Raw genomic sequence first — 26142 nt, 5'->3', positions numbered from 1 at the left:
CCTGATATGTATTCCTTTTGTTCGGAACCTCTGATCCCATGATCGACATTGGTCTCAACCTCACCAGCCCCCAGTTTGCCGGCGAACAGGCCGACCTGGTGGCCCGTGCCCGTACCGCCGGGGTGGAGGCACTGATCCTGACCGGTACCGATCTGGCCGGCAGCCGCGAGAGTGCCAAGCTTGCCGCCGAGTGGCCCGGTTACTGCTTCTCTACCGCCGGGGTGCATCCCCACGATGCCAAGAGTGTGGATGAGCAGACCCTGCCCGCCCTGCGCACGCTGGCGGCCCTGCCCCAGGTGGTGGCCATCGGCGAGTGCGGGCTCGACTACAACCGCGACTTCTCCCCCCGTCCGGTGCAGGATGCGGTGTTCGACGCCCAGCTGGCGCTGGCCGCCGAGCTCGGGATGCCGGTGTTTCTGCACTGCCGCGATGCCCATGCCCGTTTCATCGAGATCCTCCGTCCCTGGTTGCCCAGGCTGCCGGGGGCCGTGCTGCACTGCTTCACCGGCTCCGACCAGGAGCTGGACCAGTGCCTGGCGCTGGGGTTGCACATAGGGGTGACCGGCTGGCTCTGTGACGAGCGCCGTGGCCAGCTGCTGCGCGAGCAGGTAGCGCGCATCCCCGCCGGTCGGCTGATGATCGAGACCGACGCCCCCTATCTGGTGCCGCGGGATCTGAAACCCAGACCGAAACGCAACGAACCCGCTTTTTTGCCGCACATCGCCCAGGTGGTGGCGGCCTGCCGTGGTGAAGCGCCCGAGGCCTTGCTGGCCCATACCCGGGCCACCTCCGCCGCATTTTTCCAACTTCCTCTTTTGGAGTGATTCATGGCCATAACTCTTCCGGGCGCCTTTCCGGGTCGCCGCCTGCGCCGGGTGCGCAAACATGATTTCAGCCGTCGTCTGGTGCGCGAGAACCAGCTGACCGTCAACGATCTCATCTATCCGGTGTTCGTGCTGGAGGGGGAGGGTCAGCGTGAGGCCGTCGCTTCCATGCCGGGGGTGGACAGGCTCTCCATCGATCTGCTGCTGATCGAGGCCGCCGAGCTGGTTGAGCTGGGCGTGCCCGCCATCGCCCTGTTCCCGGTGACGCCGCTGGCGCAGAAGAGCCTGCTGGCGGAAGAGGCCTATAACCCGGACGGCCTGGCCCAGCGCGCCACCCGTGCCCTCAAGGCCCGCTTCCCTGAGCTGGGTGTCATCACAGACGTGGCGCTGGATCCCTTCACCACCCATGGTCAGGACGGCATCATAGATGACGATGGCTATGTGCAAAACGACATCACCACCGAGATCCTGGTGAAGCAGGCGCTCTCCCACGCCGCCGCCGGGGCCGACATAGTGGCGCCGTCCGACATGATGGATGGTCGCATCGGTGCGATTCGCGCCGCGCTGGAAGAGAACGGCTTCGTCAACGTCCAGATCATGGCCTACTCCGCCAAGTACGCCTCCAGCTACTATGGCCCGTTCCGCGATGCGGTGGGCTCCGCCGCCAACCTCGGCAAGAGCAACAAGGCCACTTACCAGATGGATCCGGCCAACGGCAACGAGGCGCTGCACGAGGTGGCGCTGGACATCGCCGAAGGGGCTGACAGCGTCATGGTCAAGCCGGGCATGCCCTATCTGGATGTGATCCGTCAGGTGAAGGATCAGTTCGGGGTGCCGACCTTCGCCTATCAGGTGAGCGGCGAGTACGCCATGCACATGGCGGCGATCCAGAACGGCTGGCTGAAGGAGCGGGAGTGCGTCCTGGAGTCCCTGCTCTGCTTCAAGCGGGCCGGTGCCGACGGCATACTCACCTACTTCGCCAAGCGGGTCGCCCAGTGGCTGAAGGAAGACGCCCGGCGCTGATGCGAGCGGCGTCATCCCCTTCACAATGCCGGCCCCAGGGCCGGCATTGTCGTCTCTGGATGCCGGATCGCTGCATTAATGAGCAGCTTTTGGCGAAATCTGGGCAGCGGGCCCGGCTCTGGGTGGCAAAGGCTTGATAAATGGGGTTTCTGCCTACATCTTAGATGGTCCAAGCAAGCTTCTGGACGGCAGGGGCTGCAGAGCATTTAGAGGTACCGCAGATGACTAACCCTTTGCTGACAATGGACTCGCTGCCCCCCTTCAGCCAGATCCAGCCCGATCAGGTGCAGCCTGCCGTGACGCAGGCCATCGCCGATTGCAAACAGAAGATTGAGGATGTGCTGGCGCAGCGGGACCCCCACACCTGGGACAGCCTGATAGCCCCGCTGGAAGAGGTCAATGACCGCCTGTCCCGAGTCTGGTCGCCGGTCAGCCACCTCAACGCCGTACTCAACAGCGAGGCGCTGCGCGCGGCTCACGACGCCTGCCTGCCGCTGCTCTCCGAATTCCAGACCTATGTGGGCCAGCATGAAGGGCTCTATCAGGCCTATCTTGCCCTCTCCGAGAGCGACGACTTCCTCCTGCTGAGCGGCGCCCAGCGCAAGGAGATCCAGAATACCCTGCGCGACTTCCGTCTCTCCGGCATAGGTCTGCCCGCCGAGGCGCAGCAGCGTTATGGGGAAATTCAGGCCCGCCTCTCCGAGCTGGCCTCCCGCTTCAGCAACAACGTGCTGGATGCGACCCAGGGCTGGAGCAAGCTGGTGACCGACGAGGCCGAACTGGCCGGTCTGCCTGCGAGCGCCCAGGCGGCCGCCCGTCAGATGGCTGAACTCAAAGGCAAAGAGGGCTGGCTGTTCACCCTGGATATTCCTTCTTACCTGCCGGTGATGATGTACTCGGACAACCGCGCACTGCGCGCAGAGCTGTATGAGGCCTTCACCACCCGCGCCTCCGACCAGGGCCCCAACGCCGGCAAGTGGGACAACTCCGCCATCATGAGCGAGCTGCTCACCCTGCGCCGCGAGCTGGCCCAGCTGCTGGGCTTTGCCAGCTACGCCGAGCTGTCCCTTGCCACCAAGATGGCGGACAAGACTGAACAGGTGGTGAGCTTCCTCACGGATCTGGCGGCCAAGTCCCTGCCGCAAGGCAAGGACGAGCTGGAGGAGATCCGCGCCTTCGCCGCCGAGCAGCACGGTCAGAGCGAGCTGGCCGCCTGGGATCTCGCCTACTACGCCGAGAAGCTCAAGCAGCACAAGTTCTCCATCTCCGACGAGCAACTGCGTCCCTACTTCCCCGCCAGCCGGGTGGTGAAGGGGCTGTTCGAGGTGGTGAAGCGGGTATTCGGCATGAAGGTGCGCGAGCGCCTCGGCATCGACACCTGGCACCCCGATGTGCGCTTCTACGACATCTTCGATGCCGAAGACGAGCTGCGCGGCAGCTTCTACCTCGACCTCTACGCCCGCGAGCACAAGCAGGGCGGTGCCTGGATGGATGTCTGCCTCGGCCGTCGCTACCGTCAGGATGGCTCGCTGCAAAAGCCGGTGGCCTACCTGACCTGCAACTTCAACGGCCCGGTGGATGGCAAGCCGGCCCTGTTCACCCACAACGAAGTGGTCACTCTGTTCCACGAGTTCGGCCACGGCATTCACCACATGCTGACCCAGATCGATGTGGCCGGCGTGGCCGGCATCAACGGCGTGGCCTGGGATGCGGTGGAGCTGCCGAGCCAGTTCCTCGAGAACTGGTGCTGGGAGTCCAAGGCGTTGGCCTTCATCTCCGGTCATCATGAGACCGGCGAGCCGCTGCCCGCGGATCTGCTGGAGAAGATGCTGACCGCCCGCAACTTCCAGGCGGCGATGCAGATGCTGCGTCAGCTGGAGTTCGCCCTGTTCGACTTCCGCCTGCACCAGGAGTTTGACCCGGCCAGGCCGGATCAGATCCCGGCGTTGCTGAGTGAGGTGCGCAGCCAGGTGGCCGTGATGACTCCACCGGCGTTCAACCGCTTCCAGCACAGCTTCTCCCACATCTTCGCGGGCGGCTATGCGGCGGGCTACTACAGCTACAAGTGGGCCGAGGTGCTCTCCGCCGATGCCTTCTCCCGCTTCGAGGAGGAGGGGATCTTCAACCCGGCCACCGGCCAATCCTTCCTGAAGAACATTCTGGAGAAGGGGGGCTCCAAGGAGCCGATGGAGCTGTTCCGTGCCTTCCGCGGCCGTGAACCCAAGGTGGATGCGCTGCTACGTCATAGCGGGATTGCCGCATGATGCTCCGCACCTGCTGTGGTCGCGAGCCCAAGGTGGATGCCTTGCTTCGACACAGCGGGATTGCCGCATGAGGCCCAGCGCCCTTCACCGGCGTGAGCTTCATGCAGGTACAGATTTGCGACATAGTGGGATCACAGCGTGATTTTTGAGATAAAAAGGGACCTTTTGGTCCCTTTTTTCAAGGGTTTTTAATATCTTGCGGAGTGCATGTTTGCACTGGCCCCGCCTCTTCAGTAGAGTCGGGTTCTACCTTCCAAGGAGAGAAAGAACCTTGCCATGAGGCGAGCACTCGAGTCTGTCTATCAAATCATCTCAAGCCTGTCTCATTCGAGTGGTCAGGGATATTTTGATACCTTTGTGAGTGAAATCGCCAACGCGGTCGGGGCTGACTTCGTCCTGGTTTCAGGCAAGGATCAGGCCGGGCTCTTCTTCACCGTGCATGCCGCCTATCCCGCCTCTCTCGACATCAATTCCTACAGCTTCCCCCTCGCGGATACCCCGGGGGAGATCGCCATGCAGCAGGGAGAAGCCTGGTTCAGCGATCGCACCCGGGAGCTGTTCCCCCATGCGGCCGTACTGGAACGCTGCCAGGTCCGGGGCTATGCCGGCGTCGCACTGAAGAGTGCCGAGGGTGAGACCATAGGGCTGTGCAGCGTCATGTTCAAGCGGGCCACCCCCAGAATGGACAAGATCATGGGGCTGCTGCGGCTGCTGGCGCCGCTCGCCGGCCGTGAACTGGCCCTGATGTATCAGCAGCAGCGTCAGTCGCTCCCCGCCCAGCCGGAATGCCCCGACTTCCTGGACACCATGATGTCCCATGCGCCGGTCGGCATCGGCAAGCTCGATCTGAACGGCACCATCCTCTGGGTCAACCCGGCCATCGAGAAGATGCTGGGCTACAGCCAGCAGGAGCTGCTGCGACTCACCGTTTCCGAGCTCAACCACCCCGACGACTGGCTGACCAGCATACCTCTCTACGACGCGCTCAAGCGGGGAGAGCGCCCCGCCTTCACCCAGGAGAAGCGCTACCTGCACCGGGATGGCTCTGTGCTGTGGGGTCGGGTGACTGTGACCCTGATCCGCAACGAGCAGATGCATCCGGACTACCTCATGGTGGTGCTGGAGAACATAGACCCCATGAAGCGCCATGCGGAGCAGCTCAAGCTCTCCCACAGGGTCTATGACAACCTCTCCGAGGCCATACTGGTGTGCGATGCCGACAGCCGCATCATCTCGGTGAACCCGGCGTTCGAGAAGATCACCGGCTACAGCGAGGAGGAGGCCCGCGGCCAGCGCCCCAGCCTGCTCAAGTCCGGGCTGCACGATCAGACCTTCTACGCCGACATGTATCACGCCCTGGAGCGGGTGGGGATCTGGCGCGGCGAGGTGTGGAACAAGCGCAAGAACGGCAAGCTCTATCCCCAGCAGCTGATGATCAGCGCCCTGCGGGAAGGGGGCAGGATCAGCCAGTACATCGCCATCTTCAGCGATCTCTCCCAGACCAAGCTGGCGGAGCAGAAGATCGCCGCCCAGGCCAACTACGACAACCTCACCGGGCTGCCGAACCGCTGGTTGTTCGGCCGCTGCCTTGCCCGCTTCTGCGAGCGGGGGGAGCGCTTCGCGCTCATGGTGCTGGATCTCAACAACTTCAAGGCGGTCAACAACAGCATGGATCACCATGTCGGCGATGCCCTGCTGCGAGAGGTGTCGGATCGGCTGGTGAGCCGGGTGCGCACCGAGGATCTGGTGGCCCGCATCGGCGGCGACGAGTTCGCCTTCCTGGTGCCCGGCATAGTCAACCGACGCCAGGCCGAGGTCTTCGCCAAGCAGGTGATCGGCGGCTTCGCCCGTCCCTTCATGCTGGCGAACCAGCACCTCTATGTGACCGCGACCCTAGGCATCACCCTCTGCCCCAACGACGGGGCCGACAGCGACGAGCTGCTGCGCAATGCCGAGCAGGCGCTGTTCGTCGCCAAGCGGCAGGGGCGCTCCCTCGGTACCTACAGCGCCTCCATGCGGGAAGAGGTGAGTCAGCGCCACCAGATGCAGCAGGATCTGGCGGAGGCCATCAAGCTGGCACAGCTGACCATGGCCTATCAGCCCATCTGGGACAACCGCAGCGGCCGGGTCGCCAAGCTGGAGGCCCTGGTGCGCTGGTATCATCCCCACTGGGGTCAGGTCTCGCCGGCGGACTTCATCCCGCTGGCGGAGGAGGCGGGGCTCATCCAGGGGTTGGGGGCTCTGGTGCTCTGGCAGTCATGCCGGGATCTGGCCCGCCTGCAGCAGTCCGGCTTCCCGGATCTGCAGATGTCCATCAACCGCTCCACCCTGGAGTTTCAGACCATAGATCCCGAGGCGAACGAGTGGCTGCGAGTGATCCGTCACTTCGACCTGGACCCGGCGGACATCATCATAGAGATCACCGAATCCCTGTTGATGGAGAGCAGCGATCAGCACAGGGTGCGGATCGATGCCCTGCGCGAGGCGGGCTGCAAGCTGGCCATCGATGACTTCGGCACCGGCTACTCGGCGTTGAACTACCTGCGTACCTTCCCGGTGGATCTGGTGAAAATTGACCGCTCCTTCGTGCGCCACATCCCCTTCAACGAGCAGGACAGGCTGCTGCTGGACGGCATCATCAACATAGTTCACAACCTCGGCATGCAGGTGGTGATCGAGGGGGTGGAGACCCGGGAGCAGCTCAACTTCCTCTGTCAGAAGGGTTGTGCCTTCACCCAGGGCTATCTGCTCAGCCGCCCGCTGCCCTATGACGATCTGGTGGAATACCTGACCCTCAATCGCCAGGGGATGAACCTGGCCAATCTGACCACAGTGAGCTGATCTCCCGCTTCTGCTATCATGCCCGCTTCCGTGCCGCCATGAGTCTTCGTTATGCCCCATATCCAGGTTTTCAGTGAAGTGCCCGCCCGCGATGGTGAGCTGGACGCCCTGCGACTGCATCTGGCCGAGGTGGAGTTTCCCGCCCCCTTTGCGCTGGTGCTGACTGACACCAGGCTGGAGCTGCGCAAGCTGGACGAACCCAAGCTGGGCGGCGTTTATGTGGACTTCGTGGATGGGGCCGTGGCCCACAGGCGCAAGTTCGGTGGTGGCCGCGGCCAGTCCATCGCCAAGGCGGTGGGGCTGAAGTCCGGGGCCATGCCGACCGTAGTGGATGCCACCGCCGGGCTCGGCCGCGATGCCTTCGTGCTGGCCTCCCTCGGCTGCAAGGTGACCCTGATAGAGCGCAGCCCCGTGGTGGCGGCCCTGTTGCAGGACGGGCTGGCACGGGCGGCCCAGGATCCCGAGATTGGCCCCTGGGTCAGCGAGCGCATGCAACTGCTGCAGGGGCCGGCGGTGGACAACCTGCTGGCGTTGAGCGAGCGGCCTGAGGTCATCTACCTGGACCCCATGTTCCCCCACAAGCAGAAGTCGGCGCTGGTCAAAAAAGAGATGCGGGTGTTCCAGTCCCTGGTGGGGCCGGATCTCGATGCGGATGCCCTGCTGCCTGCCGCGCTCAAGATGGCGAACAAGCGGGTGGTGGTAAAGCGCCCAGCCTATGCTGGTTGGCTCAATGAACATAAACCCAGCATGGCTATCGAGACCAAGGGTAACCGCTTCGATGTCTACGTGATGGCGGCACTGGTGGCAGGTTAACGGCCGGTGTGAGTCGCGGATGCAAAAAGGAGGGCCAACATATGTTGGCCCTCCTTTTTGCTTTGGGATCAGCGGGCGGGTGCGAAGCGGATATGCCGCGCCTCCCCCTGCCAGACGAGATCCAGGGTCGCGAGATCGGCGAGGCTGAGGCGCTCGCCGCTCTCCAGCAGCAGATACTCGACGCCGTCACTGGCCTCTATGGTGAGGACCCTGTCATCCCACCGACGACCGTCGTGGCTGGCGAGGGTCACCGGCAGTTGCCAGCGGGCGGCTATCTCGAGCCAGTCGTAGAGGTCACAGCTGATGGGTTGGTAATCCGGCATGATCGACTCCCAGACTGGCAGGTGATGAGGTCAGGCTTCCTGTACGCGGGTGGGCCAGCCCATCTTCTGCTGGCGCTCCACCTCGAGCCGCAGCTCGCTGGCGCGCAGGTAGTGTTCGTCCATCCACCCCTTGGGCAGGGTCAGGGTCAGCGACTCCTCCTCGGCCTGCAGGGTGAAGCTGGGCACCGTGCCCTGGGTGCGGCGCATGCAGAGGATCAGCGCGATGCGCAGGATGCGGGCCAGCCGGATCGCCTGGCGACCGGTGACGGCGCCCTGCTTCTCCAGGGTGTCCAGCTTGAATTCGTCCCGCTGGTTGAACAGCAGGGCCGACAACAGCTTCTTCTGCGCCGGGGTGAAGCCCGGCATGTCGATGTTGTCGATGATGTAGGCGGCGTGTTGCGGCGCCTTCTTGTACTCGATGCAGAGACCGATCTCGTGCAGCAGGGCCGCATAACGCAGGATGGGGCGGCCGTAACGCTTGGAGAGTCGCCAGGCCGGTTGCAGCTGGTTGAAGGCCTCGACGGCGGTGTCGCGCACCCGCTCGGCGTGCTCTTTATCCAGCTGATAGCGGCTGATCAGGCTGTCGGCGGTTCTGTCCCTGGCATCACAGTCGTGATTGTTGCCGAGCAGGCCGTAGATCAGGCCTTCCCGCAGGGCGCCACCCGCCAGCGTCATGCTCTCTATGTTCAGGGTCTCGAAGATGGCGATCAGGATGGCGAGGCCGGAGGGGAACACGGTCAGCCGCTCGGCGGCCAACCCTTCCAGCTGCAGCCGATCCAGCCTGCCGCAGGCGATGGCCTGACCCATCAGCTCCTGCAGCTTGGGCAGGGTGACCCGCTCGCTCTTCCCTTGCGCCAGCATGATCTCCTGCAGCGCCTGGACGGTGCCGGAGGCGCCGACGCAGGTGCGCCAGCCGAGAGCGCGGTAATCTTCCGCCACCTTCTCCAGTACCGTCTTGGCGGCGGCAATGGCCTGCTGGAAACGGGCCTCGGAGAGCTCGCCGTCACCGAAGTGATTGTTGAGCCAGGTGACGCAGCCCATGTGCAGGCTGTTGAGCAGTTTGGCTTCGCTGTGTTCGCCTATCACCAGCTCTGTGCTGGCGCCGCCGATGTCGATCACCAGGCGGTTGCCTTCCCCGGCGGAGGTCCAGGAGACCCCCTCGTAGATGGTCTTGGCCTCTTCCTCGCCCGAGATGATCTCGATGCTGTGGTTGAGCACCCGTTCCGCTTCGCTCAGGAACTCGTCGACGTTGGTGGCGAGGCGCAAGGTGGCGGTACCCACAACCCGGATGTTGTCGGACGGAATGTCCTGCAACTGCTCGGAGAACAGACGCAGGCAGTCCCAGCCCCGCTCCATGGCGGCACGGCTGAGACGAAATTCCGGATCGAGACCGGCGGCGAGGCGAACCTTGCGCTTGACCTTGGTGACGGTGCGCAGGGCACCGGCGACCTCGCGCACCACCAGCATGTGAAAGCTGTTGGAGCCGAGGTCGATGGCGGCATAGAGCGGCGAGTTGTGCAACTGGGCCAGTCCCTTAGTTCTTGCGTGGCGGACGGCGGCGGTTGTTGCTGTTGCCACCACCCTGGCGATCCCGCATGTTGCGGTTCACCGGCTGACGATTGCGGAACACCCGTTTCGGGGCTGTCACATCATCCAGCAGGGAGTCGCGATCGTACTTGCTGACCGGGATGGCGTGGTGGATGTACTCCTCGATGGCCGGCAGGTTGAAGGCATAGTCTTCACAGGCCAGGCTGATGGAGTGACCGCTCTTGCCGGCACGACCGGTACGACCGATACGGTGTACATAGTCTTCGGCATCGTCGGGCAGGTCGTAGTTGAAGACGTGGGTCACGTCGGGGATGTGCAGACCACGGGCGGCCACGTCGGTGGCGACCAGGATGTCTAGGGTGCCCTTGGTGAAGTCTTCCAGGATCTTCATCCGCTTCTTCTGCGGCACGTCACCGGTCAGCAGGCCGACGCGGTGGCCGTCGTTCTCCAGCCACGCATGCACGTCTTCGCAGACATGCTTGGTGTTGGCGAAGACGATGGCCTTTTCCGGCCACTCCTCTTCCATCAGGGAGAGCAACAGCAGCATCTTGTCTTCGTTGGAGGGGTAGAACAGCTCCTCCTTGATGCGCACGCCCGTCATCTGTTCCGGCTCTATCTGCACGTGTTCCGGGTGGTTCATGTGCTCGTAGGCCAGCTCCTGCACCCGCAGGGAGAGGGTGGCGGAGAACAGCATGCTCAGACGCTCGGTGGCGGGGGGCATGCGGCGGAACAGGAAGCGGATGTCCTTGATGAAGCCGAGATCGAACATGCGATCCGCTTCATCCAGCACCACGACCTGGATGTTGCCCAGATCGATCACCTTGGACTTGAAGTAGTCGATGATGCGGCCTGTGGTTCCGATCAGGATGTCGACACCCTGTTCCAGCACGGCCAGCTGCTTGTCATAGCCTTCGCCACCATAGGCGAGACCGAGCTTGAGCCCGGTGGAGGCAGACATGCCTTCTGCATCGTTGTAGATCTGGACCGCCAGCTCCCGGGTCGGGGCCATGATGATGGCGCGGGGCTGGTTGACGAGGCGCGGCCTGGTCAGGGGATGGGTCAATAAATAGTTGAAGGTCGCGGCCAGGAAGGCAAGGGTCTTGCCGGTCCCCGTCTGGGCCTGACCGGCGAGGTCATGGCCTTCTACCAGCAGCGGCAGAGACAGTGCCTGGATGGGCGTACAATAGTGAAATCCCTTTGATTCCAGACCAGCCAGAACTTCGGGTTCGAGGCCCATTTGGGCGAATTTTTCGGTCGTTAGATGTGTTTTGCTCATGGCGGTAGGTTATCAGGTTAGGCTTGCAATAATAAACAGGATCATTTCAAATAGGGCAACTATTGCCTTTGTTGAACCATCAATAAAGCCTTAATTACTGACTGGAGTTGGAGATGAGTGACAAGATTGTTCAGCTGAGCGATGCCAGCTTCGAGGCCGATGTAATCAAAGCCGACAGCCCCGTTCTGGTCGATTTCTGGGCTGAATGGTGCGGTCCGTGCAAGATGATTGCCCCGATCCTGAACGAAGTCGCCCAAGAATATGCCGGTCGCGTGACAGTGGCGAAATTGAACATCGATCATAACGCCGACACTCCGCCCAAGTATGGCATTCGCGGTATCCCGACCCTCTTGCTGTTCAAGAATGGCGAAGTGGCAGCGACCAAGGTCGGCGCCCTGTCCAAGACTCAGCTGAAAGAGTTCCTGGACGGTAACCTGTAATAATCAAGAAGGAGCGCATTGCAATAATGCGCTCCTTGTGTTTTATCACCTAGACGCTCATCCCGATTGGTGCTAGTTTATCGCTCGTTTGCTAACCTTTTTGCCTGACTCCTTGCTTAACAGCAGCCTGGCAAGTCAAATCCGATCAGCATCAATCCAGCAGACTGTCTCCTCATTTCAATCCTTGCTTACAGACTTTCACCACTATGAATCTGACTGAACTAAAGAACACTCCTGTGTCTGAGCTGGTACAGCTTGGCGAATCCATGGGGTTGGAAAATCTGGCTCGGGCGCACAAGAAAGACATCATCTTCGCGATCCTCAAGGCGCACGCCAAGGGTGGCGAGGATATCTTTGGCGACGGTGTGCTGGAAATCCTGACCGACGGCTTTGGCTTCCTGCGCAGTGCAGACGGCTCCTATCTGGCCGGCCCGGACGATATCTACGTCTCCCCGAGCCAGATCCGCCGTTTCAACCTGCGAACCGGCGATACCGTTTCCGGCAAGATCCGGCCACCGAAAGAGGGCGAACGTTATTTCGCGCTGCTCAAGGTCAACGAGGTCAACTACGACCGCCCGGAAAACGTCCGCAACAAGATCCTGTTCGAGAACCTGACCCCGCTGCACGCCAACGAGCGTCTGCGCATGGAGCGCGGCAACGGCTCGACCGAAGACATCACAGCCCGTGTGCTGGACCTGGCTGCCCCCATAGGTAAAGGCCAGCGTGGCCTGATCGTGGCGCCGCCCAAGGCCGGTAAGACAATGCTGCTGCAGAACATCGCCCAGAGCATCGCCTACAACCACCCGGACTGTGAACTGATCGTGCTGCTCATCGACGAGCGTCCCGAAGAAGTGACCGAGATGCAGCGCATGGTGAAGGGTGAAGTGATCGCCTCCACCTTCGACGAACCTGCTTCGCGCCACGTTCAGGTTGCCGACATGGTGATCGAGAAGGCCAAGCGCCTGGTCGAACACAAGAAGGATGTGGTCATCCTGCTGGACTCCATTACCCGTCTGGCCCGTGCCTACAACACCGTCATCCCCTCATCCGGCAAGGTACTGACCGGTGGTGTGGATGCCAACGCCCTGCACAGGCCCAAGCGCTTCTTCGGTGCCGCCCGCAACGTTGAGGAAGGCGGCAGCCTGACCATCATCGCGACCGCGCTGGTCGACACCGGCTCCAAGATGGATGAAGTCATCTACGAAGAGTTCAAGGGTACCGGCAACATGGAACTGCACCTCTCGCGCAAGATTGCCGAGAAGCGTGTCTACCCGGCCATCGACATCACCCGCTCCGGCACCCGCAAGGAAGAGCTGCTGACTGCGCCGGACGAGCTGCAGAAGATGTGGATACTGCGCAAGATCATTCACCCCATGGGCGAGATCGACAGCATCGAGTTCCTCATCGACAAGCTGGCAGCCACCAAGACCAATGACGAGTTCTTCGACTCCATGAAGCGTCAGCAGAAGTAACTGCATCTTGGAATGACAGAACCGCGGCCCAGGTCGCGGTTTTTGTTTATCTATTTCACGGCTGGCTTAGTAGTATGTGAGCCTCGATGTCACAAGGACAGGGACGTCATGAAGCTGGTATTTCTCATAGGGCTCTGCTGGATGCTGGTCGCCCCGGTGCAGGCCGATTCGCTCCCGCCGCAGCGGGCGCCGCTGGTGGCTGACGAGGGGTTGCAAGGTCACAGTGAATATCTGAACGGCCGGCTGGCCCTCGGCCAGTTTGACGCCATGGATGCCCTGCTGGAGAGTCTGGCGGTGGGGCAGCGGGAGTATTTGCTGCATCAGCTGCTGAGCGGGCTCAAGTCATCGGATGCCCCCAGCCCCGATCTGCTGGCCTGGGTGCGTAAGCAAGCCGCCAAGGCGCCGCAATGGCTGGTGGAGGGGGAGGTGGACGGCTTCCTGGTCCAGCTGCCCGCCTATGATTTTGCCGCCGAGGCCCGGCTGGTGCTCAATCATTGGCAGCAGCTGGCCTGGCAGGACAACTACCGCCAACTGCTGGAGCAGAACCGCTTCGACTACAAGCAGCTCTACTACAGCCGCAACCCTGAGCTGGCCCGGCAGCAGCAGGCGCTGCTGACCGTGCTCGATGATCAGCCCACCCCGGTGCTGCGGCGCGAGGCCGACCGGCTCGCCTCACTCAACCTCTTCCTGCCTGACAACCAGTTGCTGCTGCACCTCATCGAGCGGACCGGCGATACCGCGCTCTACCTGAAGCTGTGGCGTCAGCCTGTGGATCACGACAGCCTGACGGCCCTGCACTCCATTCCCCGCTTCCATAATGGCCAGGAGGCGAGCGATCTGCTGATCGCCGCCAGCCGCAACGGGCGGCTGATGATCCCCGCCCTGCAGCAGCTCAGCCGGCTCTCGCCGCTGCCGGACGGCGCCCAGCAATACCTGCTGGCGGAGCTCGGCAAGCACCAGTATGGCGGCCTGGTGGCCGGTCTCTTGCTGCAGATGGACGAGCCCAGGCTGCTGGGCCAGCTGGCGGACAGGCTTACCCGACAGGAGCGACGTCACGCCTCGTCCGTCATGCTGCCCGATACGGGTACACCGGATGCGCGGCCAGGGTTATAATGCGGAACCTCCTGACCCCGCTAGGGTACCTGCATGAAATACAAGGACTTGCGTGATTTCATCGCGCAGCTGGAACAAACCGGACAGCTCAAGCGCATCAGCCGCGAGATAGACCCCTATCTGGAGATGACCGAGATCAGCGACCGCACCCTGCGTGCGGGCGGCCCGGCCCTGCTGTTCGAGAATCCCAAAGGCTACTCCATGCCGGTGCTGACCAACCTGTTCGGCACCCCGGATCGGGTCGCCATGGGCATGGGCCAGCCCAACGTCGGTGCCTTGCGCCAGGTAGGGGTCTGGCTCTCCTACCTGAAAGAGCCCGAGCCGCCCCGTGGTCTCAAGGAGCTGATGGAGAAGCTGCCCATCTTCAAGCAGGTGCTCAACATGCCGACCAAGCGGCTCTCCTCCGCCCCCTGTCAGCAGGTGGTGCTGGAGGGGGACGCGGTGGACCTGGACCAGATCCCCATCCAGCACTGCTGGCCCGGCGATGTGGCGCCCCTGGTGACCTGGGGACTGACCATTACCCGCGGCCCCTACAAGAAGCGCCAGAACCTCGGCATCTACCGTCAGCAGAAGATCGGCAAGAACAAGCTGATCATGCGCTGGCTGGATCACCGCGGCGGCGCCATCGATTTTCGCGAGTGGCAGGAGGCCCACCCGGGTGAGCGTTTCCCGGTGGCGGTGGCGCTCGGCGCCGATCCTGCGACCATACTCGGCGCCGTGACGCCGGTGCCGGACAGCCTCTCCGAGTACGCCTTCGCAGGCTTGCTGCGGGGCAGCCGCACCGAGGTGGTGAAGGCCCTGAGCTGCGATCTCGAGGTGCCCGCCAGCGCCGAAATCGTGCTGGAAGGCTATCTGGAGCCGGGGGAGATGGCACCCGAGGGTCCCTACGGGGATCACACCGGCTACTACAACGAGGTGGACGAGTTCCCGGTGTTCACCATCACTCACATGACAATGCGCCGCGATGCCATCTATCACAGCACCTATACCGGCCGCCCGCCCGATGAGCCGGCTGTGCTCGGGGTGGCGCTGAACGAGGTGTTCGTGCCGCTGCTGCAGAAGCAGTTCCCCGAAATCGTGGACTTTTACCTGCCGCCGGAGGGCTGCTCCTACCGGATGGCGGTGGTGACCATCAAGAAGCGTTATCCCGGCCATGCCAAGCGGGTGATGCTGGGGGTCTGGTCCTTCCTGCGCCAGTTCATGTATACCAAGTTCGTGATCGTCTGCGACGACGACATCAACGCCCGGGACTGGAAGGACGTGATCTGGGCCATTACCACCCGGATGGACCCGGCGCGGGACACCACCTTGATCGAACACACGCCCATCGACTATCTCGACTTCGCCTCGCCGGTCTCGGGGCTCGGCTCCAAGATGGGGCTGGATGCCACCAACAAGTGGCCGGGGGAGAGCAACCGGGAGTGGGGTCAGCCCATAGTCCAGGACGAGGCGGTGAAGCAGAAGATCGACGGGATCTGGGACGAGTTGAAGATCCTCGACTGAGCGACCCGCCCGGGTTGGCGGCCATGTCGACGCAAAAGTGCGGTATTGCCGTGCCGAATTGGGTATGCTCGACTGACTTGACCACAAGCTGGTCGCCAGAAAACAGTGAAACCATGAGCGAAGCGGGCCGGGCAGGCCCCTCACAAGGACAAGAATGCAACGTATCAAGTGCCGCGTAGAGGAACTGCGCGAATATGTCGACACCATCTGGCACGTGGCCCTGACGCCGCAGCAAGCGGTGAGCTTCAAGCCTGGCCAGTATCTGCTGGTGGTGATGAGCGATTCGGACAAGCGCCCCTTCTCCATCGCCAACTCGCCGACCCGCTCCGGTGTGCTGGAGCTGCAGATCGGTGCCACCCCGGAGAACGCCTACGCCGGTCAGGTGCTGGCCCGCATGCGCGAGCAGGGGGAGATCGAGATCGAACTGGCGGCGGGCAAGGCCTTCCTGCGTGACGAATCGCCGCGCCCCCTGATCCTGATGGCAGGCGGCACCGGCTTCTCCTACGCCCGCGCCATCCTGGAGTATCTGATCGATACCGGCAGCAAGCGTCCGGTGTTCCTCTACTGGGGCGTGCGCCAGGCGCACTGGCTCTATGAGCAGGGGCTGATGCAGCAGTGGGAGCGCGACTATGCGCCGCTGACCTTCATCCCCGTGGTGCAGGAGCCACAAGCGGACTGGACCGGCAAGACCGGCCTGGTGCACAAGGCCATCATGGACGACTTCGTCAGCCTGCATGACTACGACATCTATGTGGCCGGTCGCTTCGAGATGGCGGGTGCCGCCCGCGAGGAGTTCAAGGTGCTGGGGGCCGAGCCAGAGCGCATCTTCGGCGACGCCTACGAGTTCATCTGATCACCGTCTAGCCGAGGAACGCCGATCAGCTCCCTTCTCCCCTCGCGGGAGAAGGGGGGGATGAGCAACTTGGTTTGCCAGCCAGTATCGGCCCCGCCCTTGGGTATCAGAAACAACAAACCCCAGCCAGGCTGGGGTTTGTTTTATGTGCCGACGGGACGTCGAGCCGTATTACTCGCCCTTGGCGCCGAGTTGCTGTTCCAGCTGGGCCAGCTTGGCCTCGAGGGCGCTCAGCTTCTCCCGGGTGCGCAGCAGCACCTTGGTCTGCACGTCAAACTCTTCGCGGCTCACCAGATCCAGCTTGTTCAGCTGGGCCTGCAGCACCTGACGAGTCTTCTTCTCCACCTCTTCACCCATGCTGCGAATGCCGGGCGGCAGGGCGTTGTGTATCTGTTTGGCGATCTCTTCCAGTTTTTTCGGGTCGATCATGGGGTTCTCCTTAAGCAATGGCGCCATTCTACCGACAAATCCCCCCCTTTGCCGAGATCGGGGTGGCTTTTTGCGCCACTGGCGCTGAAAGGTTCTGGTCGGGTCTGGCTATAAGGGGAAGGCTGTTACCCTCTGGCGCCGGGGATCAATTCCAATTCCTTGATGTTGTACACAAAAAAATCAGATCAGATGACCGACCAGAGGCTTATTAATTGTTGCGTTGCTGTTAATATGACTCGGTCGGGTTTGGACCCTACCCCGTCAGGCTCATCATGGATAACAACATATAAAGAGATAAGGATATGAAAAAGAAGCTAATTTACGCGGCAGTCGTCAGTGCGCTGCTGAGCGGTTGTGGTGGCAGTGACGAAAACAAAGGCGATACCTCAAGCTATCTCGATTATCTGCTGAGCGGCACCAATGCGGCGCGCCCCAGCGCCCTGGCCGCCCGTGCCAGTGACGGCACCCTGAAGTTCTCGACCGAAACGGCCGATCTCTCCAATCCAGTCTCAGCCCTCTCCACCCTGGATGGCTGGTCCACTACCCAGGCGATCCAGATAGTGCCAGTGACTGCCTCGGGCATCACAGTCAAGGCGCCGTCCGCCGCCGAATTCGGTGCCTCAGTGGCCCCGCTCTACCTGCTGGAGCTGGAATTCGACAGCGCCGCCCTGCGCCCGAGTGGTGTGAAGAAGGTGCTGGCCTACGGGGTGGACTTCGTGGTCGCCGAGTCGGCGGGCAAGCTGAACCTGGTGCCGCTCAAGCCGCTCAATCCCTCTTCCTACTACATGATAGTGGCGACCGATTCGCTCAAGGACAGCAGCGGCAACCCCCTGCGGGTGGGCAGCGACTATAGCAACTACAAGAGCACCACCGGCAGCAATGTCCAGGAGCAGACCATCAGCGGCCTGATAGCGCTGCAGGAAGGGCTGTTCAAGGCGGCCACCGGCATCACCAGCGATCACGTGATCTTCTCCGACTGGTTCGGTACCCAGTCCGGTGCCGACGTGCTGGTGGCGGTGAAGGGCGCGGCCGCTTCCGTGCTCAAGAGCCCGACCCTGGACGCTGCCGCCCTGTGGAAGCAGGATGCCCTGGGCAACACCAGCCTGCCCGGCACCTACACCCTGGCCGTGACCGGCAGCAATACCTTCCTGACCCAGCTGGATGCGGAGCAGTTCCTGCCGCAAGAGCAGAAAGATGCCATTGCCGCCGCCGTTGAAGCTAACCCGCAATTGAAAGGTCTTGCCGGTATGACCCAGGTCTTTACCGGTACGGTCAAGCTGCCCTACTTCCTCTCCTCACCGGCCACCGCCGGCTCCTGGGACAAGGCCAGGACCCAGTCCTGGCATGGTGCCATCCCCAGCCTCTATGCCATCGCCAATGCGCTGAAGGCACAGGATGCCGAGGTGATCGGCGGTCTGGTGGGCGCCGGTGTGGATCCGGCCCTGCTGGGCGAGCTCATCGCCGATCCGAGCCGTCAGGCCGAGTTGCTGGCGGAGGCGAGCAAGCTGATCGGGGTGACCCTCACCTCCGGCGGCAAGGCGCTGGATCCTGAGCAGAACATAGGCCGCTTCAACCCGCTGCCCAAGCTGGAAGAGGTGCAATCCGTGCCGATGCGGATCTTCGCCGCAACCAATGACCTGAAGACCATCACAGATGTGATCATCTATCAGCACGGCGTCACCTCGGTGAAGGAGAACGCCTACGCCCTGGCACTGGGTCAGATCGGTGCCGGTGCCCAGGCAAAGAAGAACGTGGCCGTGGTGGTGATCGACCATCCGCTGCACGGGGAGCGTGGCTTCGCCCTGACCGGCAGTCCGGACTCGGTCACCACGGATAAGAACCCGACCCCCTACCTGAACCTGAGCTACCTGACGGTGGCGCGGGACAACCTGAAACAGAGCGTGGCGGATCTGCTGGGCCTGCGTCTGGCGGTGGGTCTGGCCAATGCCAAGGGTTTCTCCGCCAATGGCCAGCCTTCCCAATTAGGAGGTGCCGGTCTCAAGGTGCACTTCCTGGGTCACTCCCTGGGTGCCATCGCCGGGGCCAACCTGCTGGCGGTGGCCAACCAGCCTATCGGCAACGCCCAGGCGGATGCCCTGTTCAAGTTCACCACCGGCGGCCTGGCCATGCCGGGTGGCGGCATAGCCCCGCTGCTGCTGAACTCGCCGACCTTCGGCCCGACCATCCAGATGAGCGTGCTGACCGGTGGCAGTGCCGCCCTGAAGACGGCTTTCACCGCCTATGCGCCGAACTGCAAGACGGCGGCGCCGACCTGCTTCGTCAACGAGTTCCTGCCGAGCCTGGACGCCGCCACCCAGGAGAGCGCGGCCGGTACCCTGCAGAGCTACAGCTTCGCGGCCCAGTCGGTGCTGGATTCGGCGGATCCGATCAACCTGGGTCGCGGGATAGCGGCGGACTTCCCGCTGTTTGCCACCGAAGTCGTCGGCGACGGCGCCCTGAGCCTGTCGGATCGGGTTATCCCGAACAGCATTGCCACCGCCCCCCTGGGTGGCACCGAGCCGCTGTTCAAGGTGCTGGCCCTGCAGCCGCTGACCGCCAGCGGGGCGGCCAACCACCATGCGGCCCGCTTCCTGGCCGGTGGTCACAGCTCGCTGCTGGCACCGGATGAGAACTTCGATCCGACCGGCGCCGTCACCTCAGAGATGCAGACCCAGTTCGGCAGCTTCTTCGCGAGCGGTGGTACTGCGGTCAAGGTGACCGACGCCAGCCTGCTCAAGCAGTAAGCCAGCCGGCCAATAACAACGCCGCCCTTAGGGGCGGCGTTTTGTTTTTGGGGTAATAGCGGTGGGCTGACTGTAGCAAACGCCTCACGCCGGTCTGTGATGCCTGTCCAGCCAACCTTGCCGCAGGCCGACCAGCAGACCCACCAGGTGTGCCATGTTGGCGGTCGCTCTGGCTGCCGAGCAGGTCGAAAGACTGGTCGACAACCAGGTCTCACGCCGGTCTGTGATGTCTGTCCAGCCAGCCTTGCAGCAGGCCGACCAGCAGGCCGATCAGATGGGCCATGTTGGCGGTGGGGGTGCCGAGCATGTCGAAGAAGCCGAGCACCAGCCAGATCAGCATGAAGCCCATCAGGGCCGGCGGCATGGTGAGGCCGCAGGCGGGCTGCAGTCTGGCCCGCATCCAGCTGTAGCCGAGCAGGGCATAGACCACCCCGGAGAGGCCGCCAAAGCGCGGGCCGCTCACGAAGAACTCGGCGATATTGGGTAGCGCGGCCCCGACCAGCAGCAGGATAAACAGCTTGCCGCTGCCGAGCCGCTGCTCGATCTGGCCGCCGAGATACCACCACCACAGCAGGTTGAACACCAGGTGCAGCACCGAGAAGTGGATAAAGGCCGGGGTGACGTAGCGCCAGGCCTGCCAGTCGGTGAACTGGGCCAGGGTCGGGTGGAACGCCAGCTCGTCGAAGATGGGCAGGCCTATGGCGTCGAGGGCATAGATGGCCAGGCAGGCGATGATGACCACCAGGGTCAGGGGGCCTGCCTGATGGAGGAAGTCGGTGACGGGATCCGTCATCCCCTTGCTGTAGTCGATGCGGGCATCCGCCCGGCCGGACTGCCAGGAGGCCTCCATGTAGCGGGGGTGATTGGGCTCGGCCAGGAAGCGCTTCACCTCCTGCTGGGCCTGGGCGAGGCGCAGCTCGTCCGCCAGCCAGACCGAGACGCCGAGCTCGGACTGGGTCAGCTCGCACGAGATGCCCAGGGTGGCGAGGTAATCCACCAGCGCCTGGGCCATGCGGGCGTCACCCAGTACCAGCAGCTGGATCATGCCGGCCGGGGAGGAGTGGCCCGCCCCTGTCATGCGTCGCCTGCCTGGATCGGGAACTCCCTGCGCCAGGCCTCGAAGCCGCCGTCCAGGCTGTAGACGGCGTCATAGCCCTGTTGCAGCAGATACTGGGCCGCTCCCTGGCTGCTGTTGCCGTGATAGCACATCACGATCACCGGGGTATCGAAGTCCACCTCGTTCATGAAGCGAACCAGGGAACCGTTGGTGAGGTGGAAGGCGCCGACCGCGTGGGCCGTCTCGAAGGATTGGGGATCGCGAATGTCCACGAGACGGGCCTCACCGGCCTCCAGCTTCTGGTGGGCATCCTGGGCGCTGATATGGGCAAACTGGTCCATTGAGATGTCCTGCAAATAGATGATTGAGGGCCAGTTTACCGCAAGCCGTGGCTAGCGCTAAGCCCGCAATGTGCCTTGCCATGTGCCGCGGGATCGCAATTTCCTTCAATATCGGCTCGGGCGGGCCGGGTAGGCTGGTGGCTCAATCCTTTGCGTGAGCATCATCCATGGAAATCAGTCTGTTGTTGTCCATGTCCGGGTTTGCCCTGGCCATGTCCATCTCCCCGGGGCCAGTCAACCTGGTCGCCCTCGGCACCGGTGCCCGCTACGGCTTCCCGGCCAGCCTGCGCCACGTGGTGGGGGCGACCCTGGGCTTCATCCTGCTGCTCCTGCTGATGGGGCTGGGCCTCGGCGGTGCCCTGTCCCGGTGGCCGGTGGCGGCGGGCGCCATCCACTGGGGCGGCGTGCTCTTTCTCTGTTACATGGCCTGGCAGCTGCTGGTGGACAGGGGGCAGCTGGAGCGGGTCGAGGGGGCGCCACCCGCCTTCTGGTACGGGGCCCTGATGCAGTGGCTCAATCCCAGGCCTGGCTGGCGGCCAGCATGGGGATGGGGGCCTACGGGGTCGCGGGCGGGCTGGGGCAGATAGCCCTGTTTACCTCTCTCTATCTGGTGATCTGCCTTGGCTCCATCGCCTGCTGGGCCTATGCCGGCAGTTGCATGCAGGGGCTGCTGCTGGTGCCTCGCCGACTGCGCTGGTTCAACCGGGCCATGGCACTCTTGCTGCTGCTCAGCGCCGCCTATCTGGTGCGTTCAGCCTGACGGGCGAGCTGGGTCCTGTACTGGCCCGGGGTGGTGGCGACCCGGCGTTTGAACTGGCGCTGGAAGTGGGCCTGATCCGCAAAGCCGCTGGCCAGGGCGACCTCGGCCAGGGGCTGCCCCTGTTTGAGCAGGGTGCGGGCGTGGCGGATGCGCCTGTCCAGCAGATAGGCGTGGGGGGTCATGCCGTAATGGTGGCTGAAGGCGCGCACGAAGTGGGAGGGGGTGAGCCCGGCCACGGCGCTCAGCTGTGACAGGCTGAGGGGGCTGGCGCTGTCGTCCTGCATCAGCTCGGCGGCCCGTTGCAGGTGCTGGGGCGGGCGATCGTCCCAGCGTGCCGGGGTGAGCCTGGCCAGCAACTGGCGACTGAACAGGTGGCAGGCCACCTCGCGGGCCAGGGGATCCGGCGCCTTCACCAGCTGGTGATGGAGGTGCTGCAAGCCCTGGTAGAGCAGGGGATCCCGGCTCGCCGTCATGTCGAAGGGCCTAAACTCGCTGCCGAGGCCGGCCTCCTCCTGCTGGCTGCGCAGCCAGTCGGTGTCGAGGTAGAACATCAGATAGGACCAGGGCTGGTCGGCGATGGGGTTGCAGGCGTGCACCTCCTCCGGGTTCATCAGCACCAGGGAACCCGGGCCGACCTCCTGAAGGCTCCGCTGGTTGAGGTAGTGGCTGTGGCCGCCGGTGATGGCGCCGATGGAGAAGTGGGCGTGGCTGTGCTTGTCGTAGCAGACGTGGCGGCCATCCTGCACCGCCCGCGCCTCGATGAAGGGCAGGGCAGGGTCGTGCCAGAAGCTGTGTCTGTCCGGCCCTGCCTCTGCCCTGCTCATGATCAGCCGCCGAGATAGGCCTGGCGCACTGCCGGGTTGGCGAGCAGGGCCGCCCCCGTGTCTTGCAGCACCACCCGGCCGTTTTCCAGCACATAGCCCCGATCCGCCAGCTTGAGCGCCTGGTTCGCGTTCTGCTCCACCAGGAAGATGGTCATCCCCTTCTGGCGCAGCTGCTCTATGGTGTCGAAGATCTGCTGGATGATGATGGGGGCCAGCCCCAGGGAGGGTTCGTCCAGCAACAGCAGGCGCGGCTTGCTCATCAGGGCCCGGCCTATGGCCAGCATCTGCTGCTCGCCGCCGGACATGGTGCCCGCCCGCTGCTCCAGCCGCTCGTGCAGCCGGGGGAACATGGTGAACACCTGATCCAGCAGGGCAGGTTGCTCGGCCTTGTCGACGAAGAAGGCCCCCATAAGCAGGTTCTCCTGCACCGTCAGGCGGGCGAAGATGCGGCGCCCCTCAGGCACCACTGCGATGTCCTTGCGCATGATGCGGGCGGTGCTGAGGGAGTCTATCTGCTCCCCCTCGAACCAGATGCTGCCGCTGCTGGGCTTGGGTTCGCCACAGAGCGTCATCAGCAGGGTGGTCTTGCCGGCGCCGTTGGCGCCGATCAGGGTGACGATTTCCCCCTCTTTTATCTCGACGCTGACGTCGTGCAGCGCCTGGATCTTGCCGTAGTGGGTCGATACGTTGCGAAGTTCTAACATCTTGATTTCCTTACGACTCGCCCAGATAGGCCTTGATCACGGCCGGGTTGTTGCGGATCTCGTCCGGTTTGCCATGGGCCAGCGGGGTGCCCTGATTCACCACGAAGATGCGGTTGGAGATCTCCATCACCAGCTTCATATCGTGCTCTATCAACAATACTGACACCCCAAACTCGTCCCTCAGGTTGGAGATGAGGTCGTTGAGCTCGTCGGTCTCGTGCGGGTTGAGGCCGGCGGCCGGCTCATCCAGCATCAGCAGCTCGGGCCGGGTCGCCATGCAGCGGGCGATCTCGAGCCGGCGTTGCTGACCATAGGCCAGGTTGCCGGCGGGGCGGTTGGCGAGATCCTTGAGACCCACCTTCTCCAGCCAGAAGGCGGACTGCTCCAGCCCCTCTTTCTCGGCGCGACGGAAGCTCGGGGTCTTGAACAGCCCGGCGATGAAGCCGGTATTGAGATGCCTGTGCTGGGCCACCAGCAGGTTCTCCACCGCCGTCATCTCCTTGAACAGGCGCACGTGCTGGAAGGTACGCACTATGCCCTTGCGGGCGATGAGGTGGCCGGGCAGCCCCTGGATCTCCTCGCCACGGTAGCGGATGGTACCGCCGGTCGGGCGGTAGAAACCGGTCAGGCAGTTGAAGATGGTGGTCTTGCCCGCCCCATTGGGGCCAATGATGGAGATCACCTCGCCCTTGTCCACATCCAGCTTGACGCCGTTGACCGCCAGCAGGCCGCCGAAGCGCATCGACAGGTCAGAGACGTCGAGCAATTTGTTGTTGGTATTGTTCAGCTTGCTCATTTGCGCAGCTCCATATGGGGTCGGCTCATGGGCAGCAGTCCCTGCGGCCGCCAGATCATCATGAACACCATCAAGAGGCCGAACATCAGCATGCGGTACTCGTTGAACTCACGAGCCAGCTCCGGCAGCACCGTCATCACGATGGCTGCCAGCACCACCCCTATCTGGGAGCCCATGCCCCCCAGTACCACGATCGCGAGGACTATGGCCGACTCGATGAAGACAAAGGACTCCGGGCTGATGAAGCCCTGGCGCGAGGCGAAGAAGCTGCCGGCGAAGCCCGCGAAGCAGGCGCCTATGGTGAAGGCGGTCAGCTTGATGATGGTGGGGTTGAGCCCCAGCGACTTGCAGGCGATCTCGTCTTCCCGCAGCGCTTCCCAGGCCCGGCCCAGCGGCATGCGCAGCAGGCGGTTGATGACGAACAGGGTCGCCACCACCAGCACCAGCGCCATCAGGTAGAGGAAGATCACCTTGTGGTTGGCGTTGTAGGCGATGCCAAAGAAGTCGTGGAAGGTGCCAAAGCCCCCATCCTTGACGGTGCGGTTGAACTCCAGGCCGCCCAGGGTCGGCTTGGGAATGCCGGAGATCCCGTTCGGGCCGCCGGTCAGGGTGGTCATGTTGTTGAGCAGGATGCGGATGATCTCGCCAAAGCCCAGGGTGACTATGGCCAGATAGTCCCCCCGCAGCCGCAACACAGGGAAGCCGAGCAGGAAGCCGAAGGTGGCCGCCATCAGGCCGGCGATGGGCAGGCACTCCCAGAAGCTCAGGCCGAAGTAGGTATTGAGCAGGGCGTAGCTGTAGGCGCCGACCGCGTAGAAGCCGACGTAACCGAGATCCAGCAGGCCGGCGAGGCCCACAACCACGTTGAGACCCAGCCCCAGCATGATGTAAATCAGCGCCAGGGTGGCGAGATCGATGGCACCGCGGGACGCCATGAAGGGCCAGCTGACCGCAAACAACAGCACCAGGATGGCTGTGAGGTTGTAGAGCTTGGGCGCCTCCTCCGGGCTCGGCAGCACCAGCTTGGTGAAGCCGACGGAGAAGCCGCTGATGGAGGCCTGGAACAGGCGACTGATCTGGCCGCGCAGCATCTGGAACCAGAAGACGATGGTGGCGCCCCCCAGCAGCCAGGCCAGGGAGACATCGAGCCGGCTCACCACCAGCAGGCGGGAGCCATCGGTCTCCAGCTTGAAGCCGAGCAGCCAGAAGGAGAGCACCAGCAGCATCAGGCTGGCGATGCAGGCATGGATAAATTGACGTTTCATCAGACTTTCTCCACTTCCGGACGGCCGAGAATGCCGGTGGGCATGAAGAGCAACACGAAGATGAGCAGGGCGAAGGCCATCACATCCTTGTACTCGGTGCTGAGGTAACCGGCGGTGAGCGCCTCGACCACGCCGAGCAGCAGGCCGCCGATCACGGCGCCAGGAATGCTGCCGATGCCGCCCAATACCGCTGCCGTAAACGCCTTGAGACCGGCCATAAAGCCGAGATAGGGGTTGATGACGCCGTAATACATGCCGAGCAGCACGCCCGCGACGGCGGCCAGGGCGGCCCCCAGCACGAAGGTGATGGAGATGACCACATGGGTGTCTATGCCCAGCAGGTTGGCCATCTTGATGTCTTCCGAACAGGCGCGACAGGCGCGGCCCATGCGGGAGCGGTTGATGAACTGGGTCAGCGCCAGCATGGTGATGAAGGTCACCACGAAGATGATGAGCTGCATGTAGGAGAGGCTGGCCTGGAAGCCCTCCTCACCGCCCAGGGTCCAACCCCCGGAGATCAGGGTGGGCATGGCGATATCGCGCGAGCCCTGTGCCATTCGCATCATGTTCTGCAAGAAGATCGACATGCCGATGGCGGAGATGAGGGGGATGAGGCGATTGCCGCCCCGCAGCGGGCGATAGGCGACCCGCTCTATGGTCCAGCCATAGCTGCCTGTGATGAGGATACTGATCAGAAAGGCGCCGCCCAGCAGCAGCACTGTGCTGTCGATGCCCATCATCATGAGCCCGGCCATCACCATGAAGGCGACATAGGAGCCGATCATGTAGACCTCGCCGTGGGCGAAGTTGATCATGCCTATGATGCCGTAGACCATGGTGTAGCCGATGGCGATCAACGCATAGGTGCTACCTATGGTCAATCCGTTCAGCAGCTGCTGAACCAGATAAAGAAGGTGTTCGGACATACT

The 26142-nt window shown here is 63.2% G+C and carries 22 protein-coding genes and 1 pseudogene; 12 read left to right on the top strand and 11 right to left on the bottom strand.

The features are described 5' to 3' along the window. Positions 1 to 38: 38 nt before the first annotated feature. The 5 genes from OC537_RS20465 to OC537_RS20445 all read left to right on the top strand — a co-directional run bounded on the left by OC537_RS20465 (position 39) and on the right by OC537_RS20445 (position 7765). Positions 39 to 824, top strand: coding sequence for a TatD family hydrolase (locus OC537_RS20465; protein ID WP_262114022.1), 786 nt, complete (start codon positions 39 to 41; stop codon positions 822 to 824). A 3-nt stretch (positions 825 to 827) separates the two neighbouring features. Beyond that, entirely contained in the window at positions 828 to 1847 is a 1020-nt protein-coding gene (gene hemB, locus OC537_RS20460; RefSeq protein ID WP_262114021.1) for a porphobilinogen synthase, read from the top strand. 221 nt (positions 1848 to 2068) lie between these two features. Further along, positions 2069 to 4111: an oligopeptidase A gene (prlC, locus tag OC537_RS20455; RefSeq protein ID WP_262114019.1), complete on the top strand. Its 2043-nt coding sequence runs from the start codon at positions 2069 to 2071 to the stop codon at positions 4109 to 4111. 276 nt (positions 4112 to 4387) lie between these two features. Further along, positions 4388 to 6952, top strand: coding sequence for a putative bifunctional diguanylate cyclase/phosphodiesterase (locus OC537_RS20450; RefSeq protein ID WP_262114017.1), 2565 nt, complete (start codon positions 4388 to 4390; stop codon positions 6950 to 6952). A gap of 51 nt (positions 6953 to 7003) precedes the next feature. Then, positions 7004 to 7765, top strand: coding sequence for a class I SAM-dependent methyltransferase (locus OC537_RS20445; RefSeq protein WP_410050485.1), 762 nt, complete (start codon positions 7004 to 7006; stop codon positions 7763 to 7765). Positions 7766 to 7833: 68 nt separating this feature from the next. Here OC537_RS20445 and OC537_RS20440 read toward each other — a convergent pair whose 3' ends face one another. Genes OC537_RS20440 through rhlB form a run of 3 tightly spaced genes read right to left on the bottom strand, consistent with a single transcriptional unit; the run spans position 7834 to position 10912 of the window. Continuing rightward, on the bottom strand, positions 7834 to 8088 hold the full coding sequence (locus tag OC537_RS20440; protein WP_262114015.1) for a Rho-binding antiterminator: 255 nt from the start codon (positions 8086 to 8088) through the stop codon (positions 7834 to 7836). Positions 8089 to 8118: 30 nt separating this feature from the next. Then, positions 8119 to 9609: a guanosine-5'-triphosphate,3'-diphosphate diphosphatase gene (gene gppA / locus OC537_RS20435; RefSeq protein WP_111913021.1), complete on the bottom strand. Its 1491-nt coding sequence runs from the start codon at positions 9607 to 9609 to the stop codon at positions 8119 to 8121. A 13-nt stretch (positions 9610 to 9622) separates the two neighbouring features. Next, entirely contained in the window at positions 9623 to 10912 is a 1290-nt protein-coding gene (gene rhlB, locus OC537_RS20430; protein ID WP_106885407.1) for an ATP-dependent RNA helicase RhlB, read from the bottom strand. Between the two features lie 113 nt (positions 10913 to 11025). On the opposite strand from rhlB, the gene trxA reads away from it, so the two are divergent. From trxA to fre, 5 genes are all read left to right on the top strand, one after another. Further along, on the top strand, positions 11026 to 11352 hold the full coding sequence (trxA, locus tag OC537_RS20425) for a thioredoxin TrxA (protein WP_025328829.1): 327 nt from the start codon (positions 11026 to 11028) through the stop codon (positions 11350 to 11352). Between the two features lie 206 nt (positions 11353 to 11558). Next, positions 11559 to 12824: a transcription termination factor Rho gene (gene rho, locus OC537_RS20420; RefSeq protein ID WP_041206691.1), complete on the top strand. Its 1266-nt coding sequence runs from the start codon at positions 11559 to 11561 to the stop codon at positions 12822 to 12824. Between the two features lie 108 nt (positions 12825 to 12932). Continuing rightward, on the top strand, positions 12933 to 13937 hold the full coding sequence (locus OC537_RS20415) for a hypothetical protein (RefSeq protein ID WP_262114006.1): 1005 nt from the start codon (positions 12933 to 12935) through the stop codon (positions 13935 to 13937). 33 nt (positions 13938 to 13970) lie between these two features. After that, positions 13971 to 15440, top strand: coding sequence for a 4-hydroxy-3-polyprenylbenzoate decarboxylase (gene ubiD / locus OC537_RS20410; RefSeq protein ID WP_025328827.1), 1470 nt, complete (start codon positions 13971 to 13973; stop codon positions 15438 to 15440). A gap of 154 nt (positions 15441 to 15594) precedes the next feature. After that, complete coding sequence (gene fre, locus OC537_RS20405) at positions 15595 to 16293, top strand: NAD(P)H-flavin reductase (RefSeq protein WP_025328826.1); 699 nt, start codon at positions 15595 to 15597, stop codon at positions 16291 to 16293. A 171-nt stretch (positions 16294 to 16464) separates the two neighbouring features. Here the strand turns inward: fre and ubiK are convergent, their stop codons facing one another. After that, on the bottom strand, positions 16465 to 16722 hold the full coding sequence (gene ubiK, locus OC537_RS20400) for a ubiquinone biosynthesis accessory factor UbiK (protein ID WP_262114002.1): 258 nt from the start codon (positions 16720 to 16722) through the stop codon (positions 16465 to 16467). A 302-nt stretch (positions 16723 to 17024) separates the two neighbouring features. Between ubiK and OC537_RS20395 the strand changes: the two genes are divergently transcribed. Continuing rightward, positions 17025 to 19466: a VolA/Pla-1 family phospholipase gene (locus OC537_RS20395; RefSeq protein WP_262114000.1), complete on the top strand. Its 2442-nt coding sequence runs from the start codon at positions 17025 to 17027 to the stop codon at positions 19464 to 19466. Positions 19467 to 19677: 211 nt separating this feature from the next. Here the strand turns inward: OC537_RS20395 and glpG are convergent, their stop codons facing one another. After that, positions 19678 to 20511 carry a rhomboid family intramembrane serine protease GlpG gene (gene glpG, locus OC537_RS20390; RefSeq protein WP_262114037.1) on the bottom strand — a complete coding sequence of 278 codons (834 nt, stop codon included), beginning with the start codon at positions 20509 to 20511 and terminating at the stop codon, positions 19678 to 19680. 29 nt (positions 20512 to 20540) lie between these two features. Further along, positions 20541 to 20864 carry a thiosulfate sulfurtransferase GlpE gene (gene glpE, locus OC537_RS20385; RefSeq protein WP_025328822.1) on the bottom strand — a complete coding sequence of 108 codons (324 nt, stop codon included), beginning with the start codon at positions 20862 to 20864 and terminating at the stop codon, positions 20541 to 20543. A gap of 167 nt (positions 20865 to 21031) precedes the next feature. Here glpE and OC537_RS20380 point away from each other — a divergent pair. Continuing rightward, a pseudogene (locus tag OC537_RS20380) lies at positions 21032 to 21624 on the top strand (LysE family translocator). Here the strand turns inward: OC537_RS20380 and OC537_RS20375 are convergent. From OC537_RS20375 to livH, 5 genes are read right to left on the bottom strand one after another with little or no spacing between them, the layout of a single operon-like run. Then, entirely contained in the window at positions 21603 to 22448 is an 846-nt protein-coding gene (locus OC537_RS20375) for an AraC family transcriptional regulator (RefSeq protein WP_262113998.1), read from the bottom strand. The pseudogene OC537_RS20380 and the gene OC537_RS20375 sit on opposite strands and share 22 nt — an antisense overlap. Positions 22449 to 22450: 2 nt before the next feature. Then, positions 22451 to 23152 carry an ABC transporter ATP-binding protein gene (locus tag OC537_RS20370; RefSeq protein ID WP_106885413.1) on the bottom strand — a complete coding sequence of 234 codons (702 nt, stop codon included), beginning with the start codon at positions 23150 to 23152 and terminating at the stop codon, positions 22451 to 22453. 10 nt (positions 23153 to 23162) lie between these two features. Beyond that, a complete protein-coding gene (gene livG, locus OC537_RS20365; RefSeq protein WP_106885414.1) occupies positions 23163 to 23948 on the bottom strand; it encodes a high-affinity branched-chain amino acid ABC transporter ATP-binding protein LivG in 786 nt (261 codons plus the stop codon). Then, positions 23945 to 25213: a high-affinity branched-chain amino acid ABC transporter permease LivM gene (locus OC537_RS20360; RefSeq protein ID WP_162627384.1), complete on the bottom strand. Its 1269-nt coding sequence runs from the start codon at positions 25211 to 25213 to the stop codon at positions 23945 to 23947. Before OC537_RS20360 ends, livG begins: the two co-directional genes overlap by 4 nt. Beyond that, positions 25213 to 26139, bottom strand: a complete 927-nt coding sequence (gene livH / locus OC537_RS20355) for a high-affinity branched-chain amino acid ABC transporter permease LivH (RefSeq protein ID WP_111913037.1) — start codon at positions 26137 to 26139, stop codon at positions 25213 to 25215. Before livH ends, OC537_RS20360 begins: the two co-directional genes overlap by 1 nt. Positions 26140 to 26142 lie beyond the last annotated feature (3 nt).

It is taken from the genome of Aeromonas sp. Marseille-Q5825 (assembly GCF_946892685.1).
GTDB classification, from domain to species: Bacteria; Pseudomonadota; Gammaproteobacteria; order Enterobacterales; family Aeromonadaceae; genus Aeromonas; species Aeromonas rivipollensis.
Note: the sequence above shows the minus strand (reverse complement) of the source record. Positions and strands in the feature narration are given on the sequence as shown.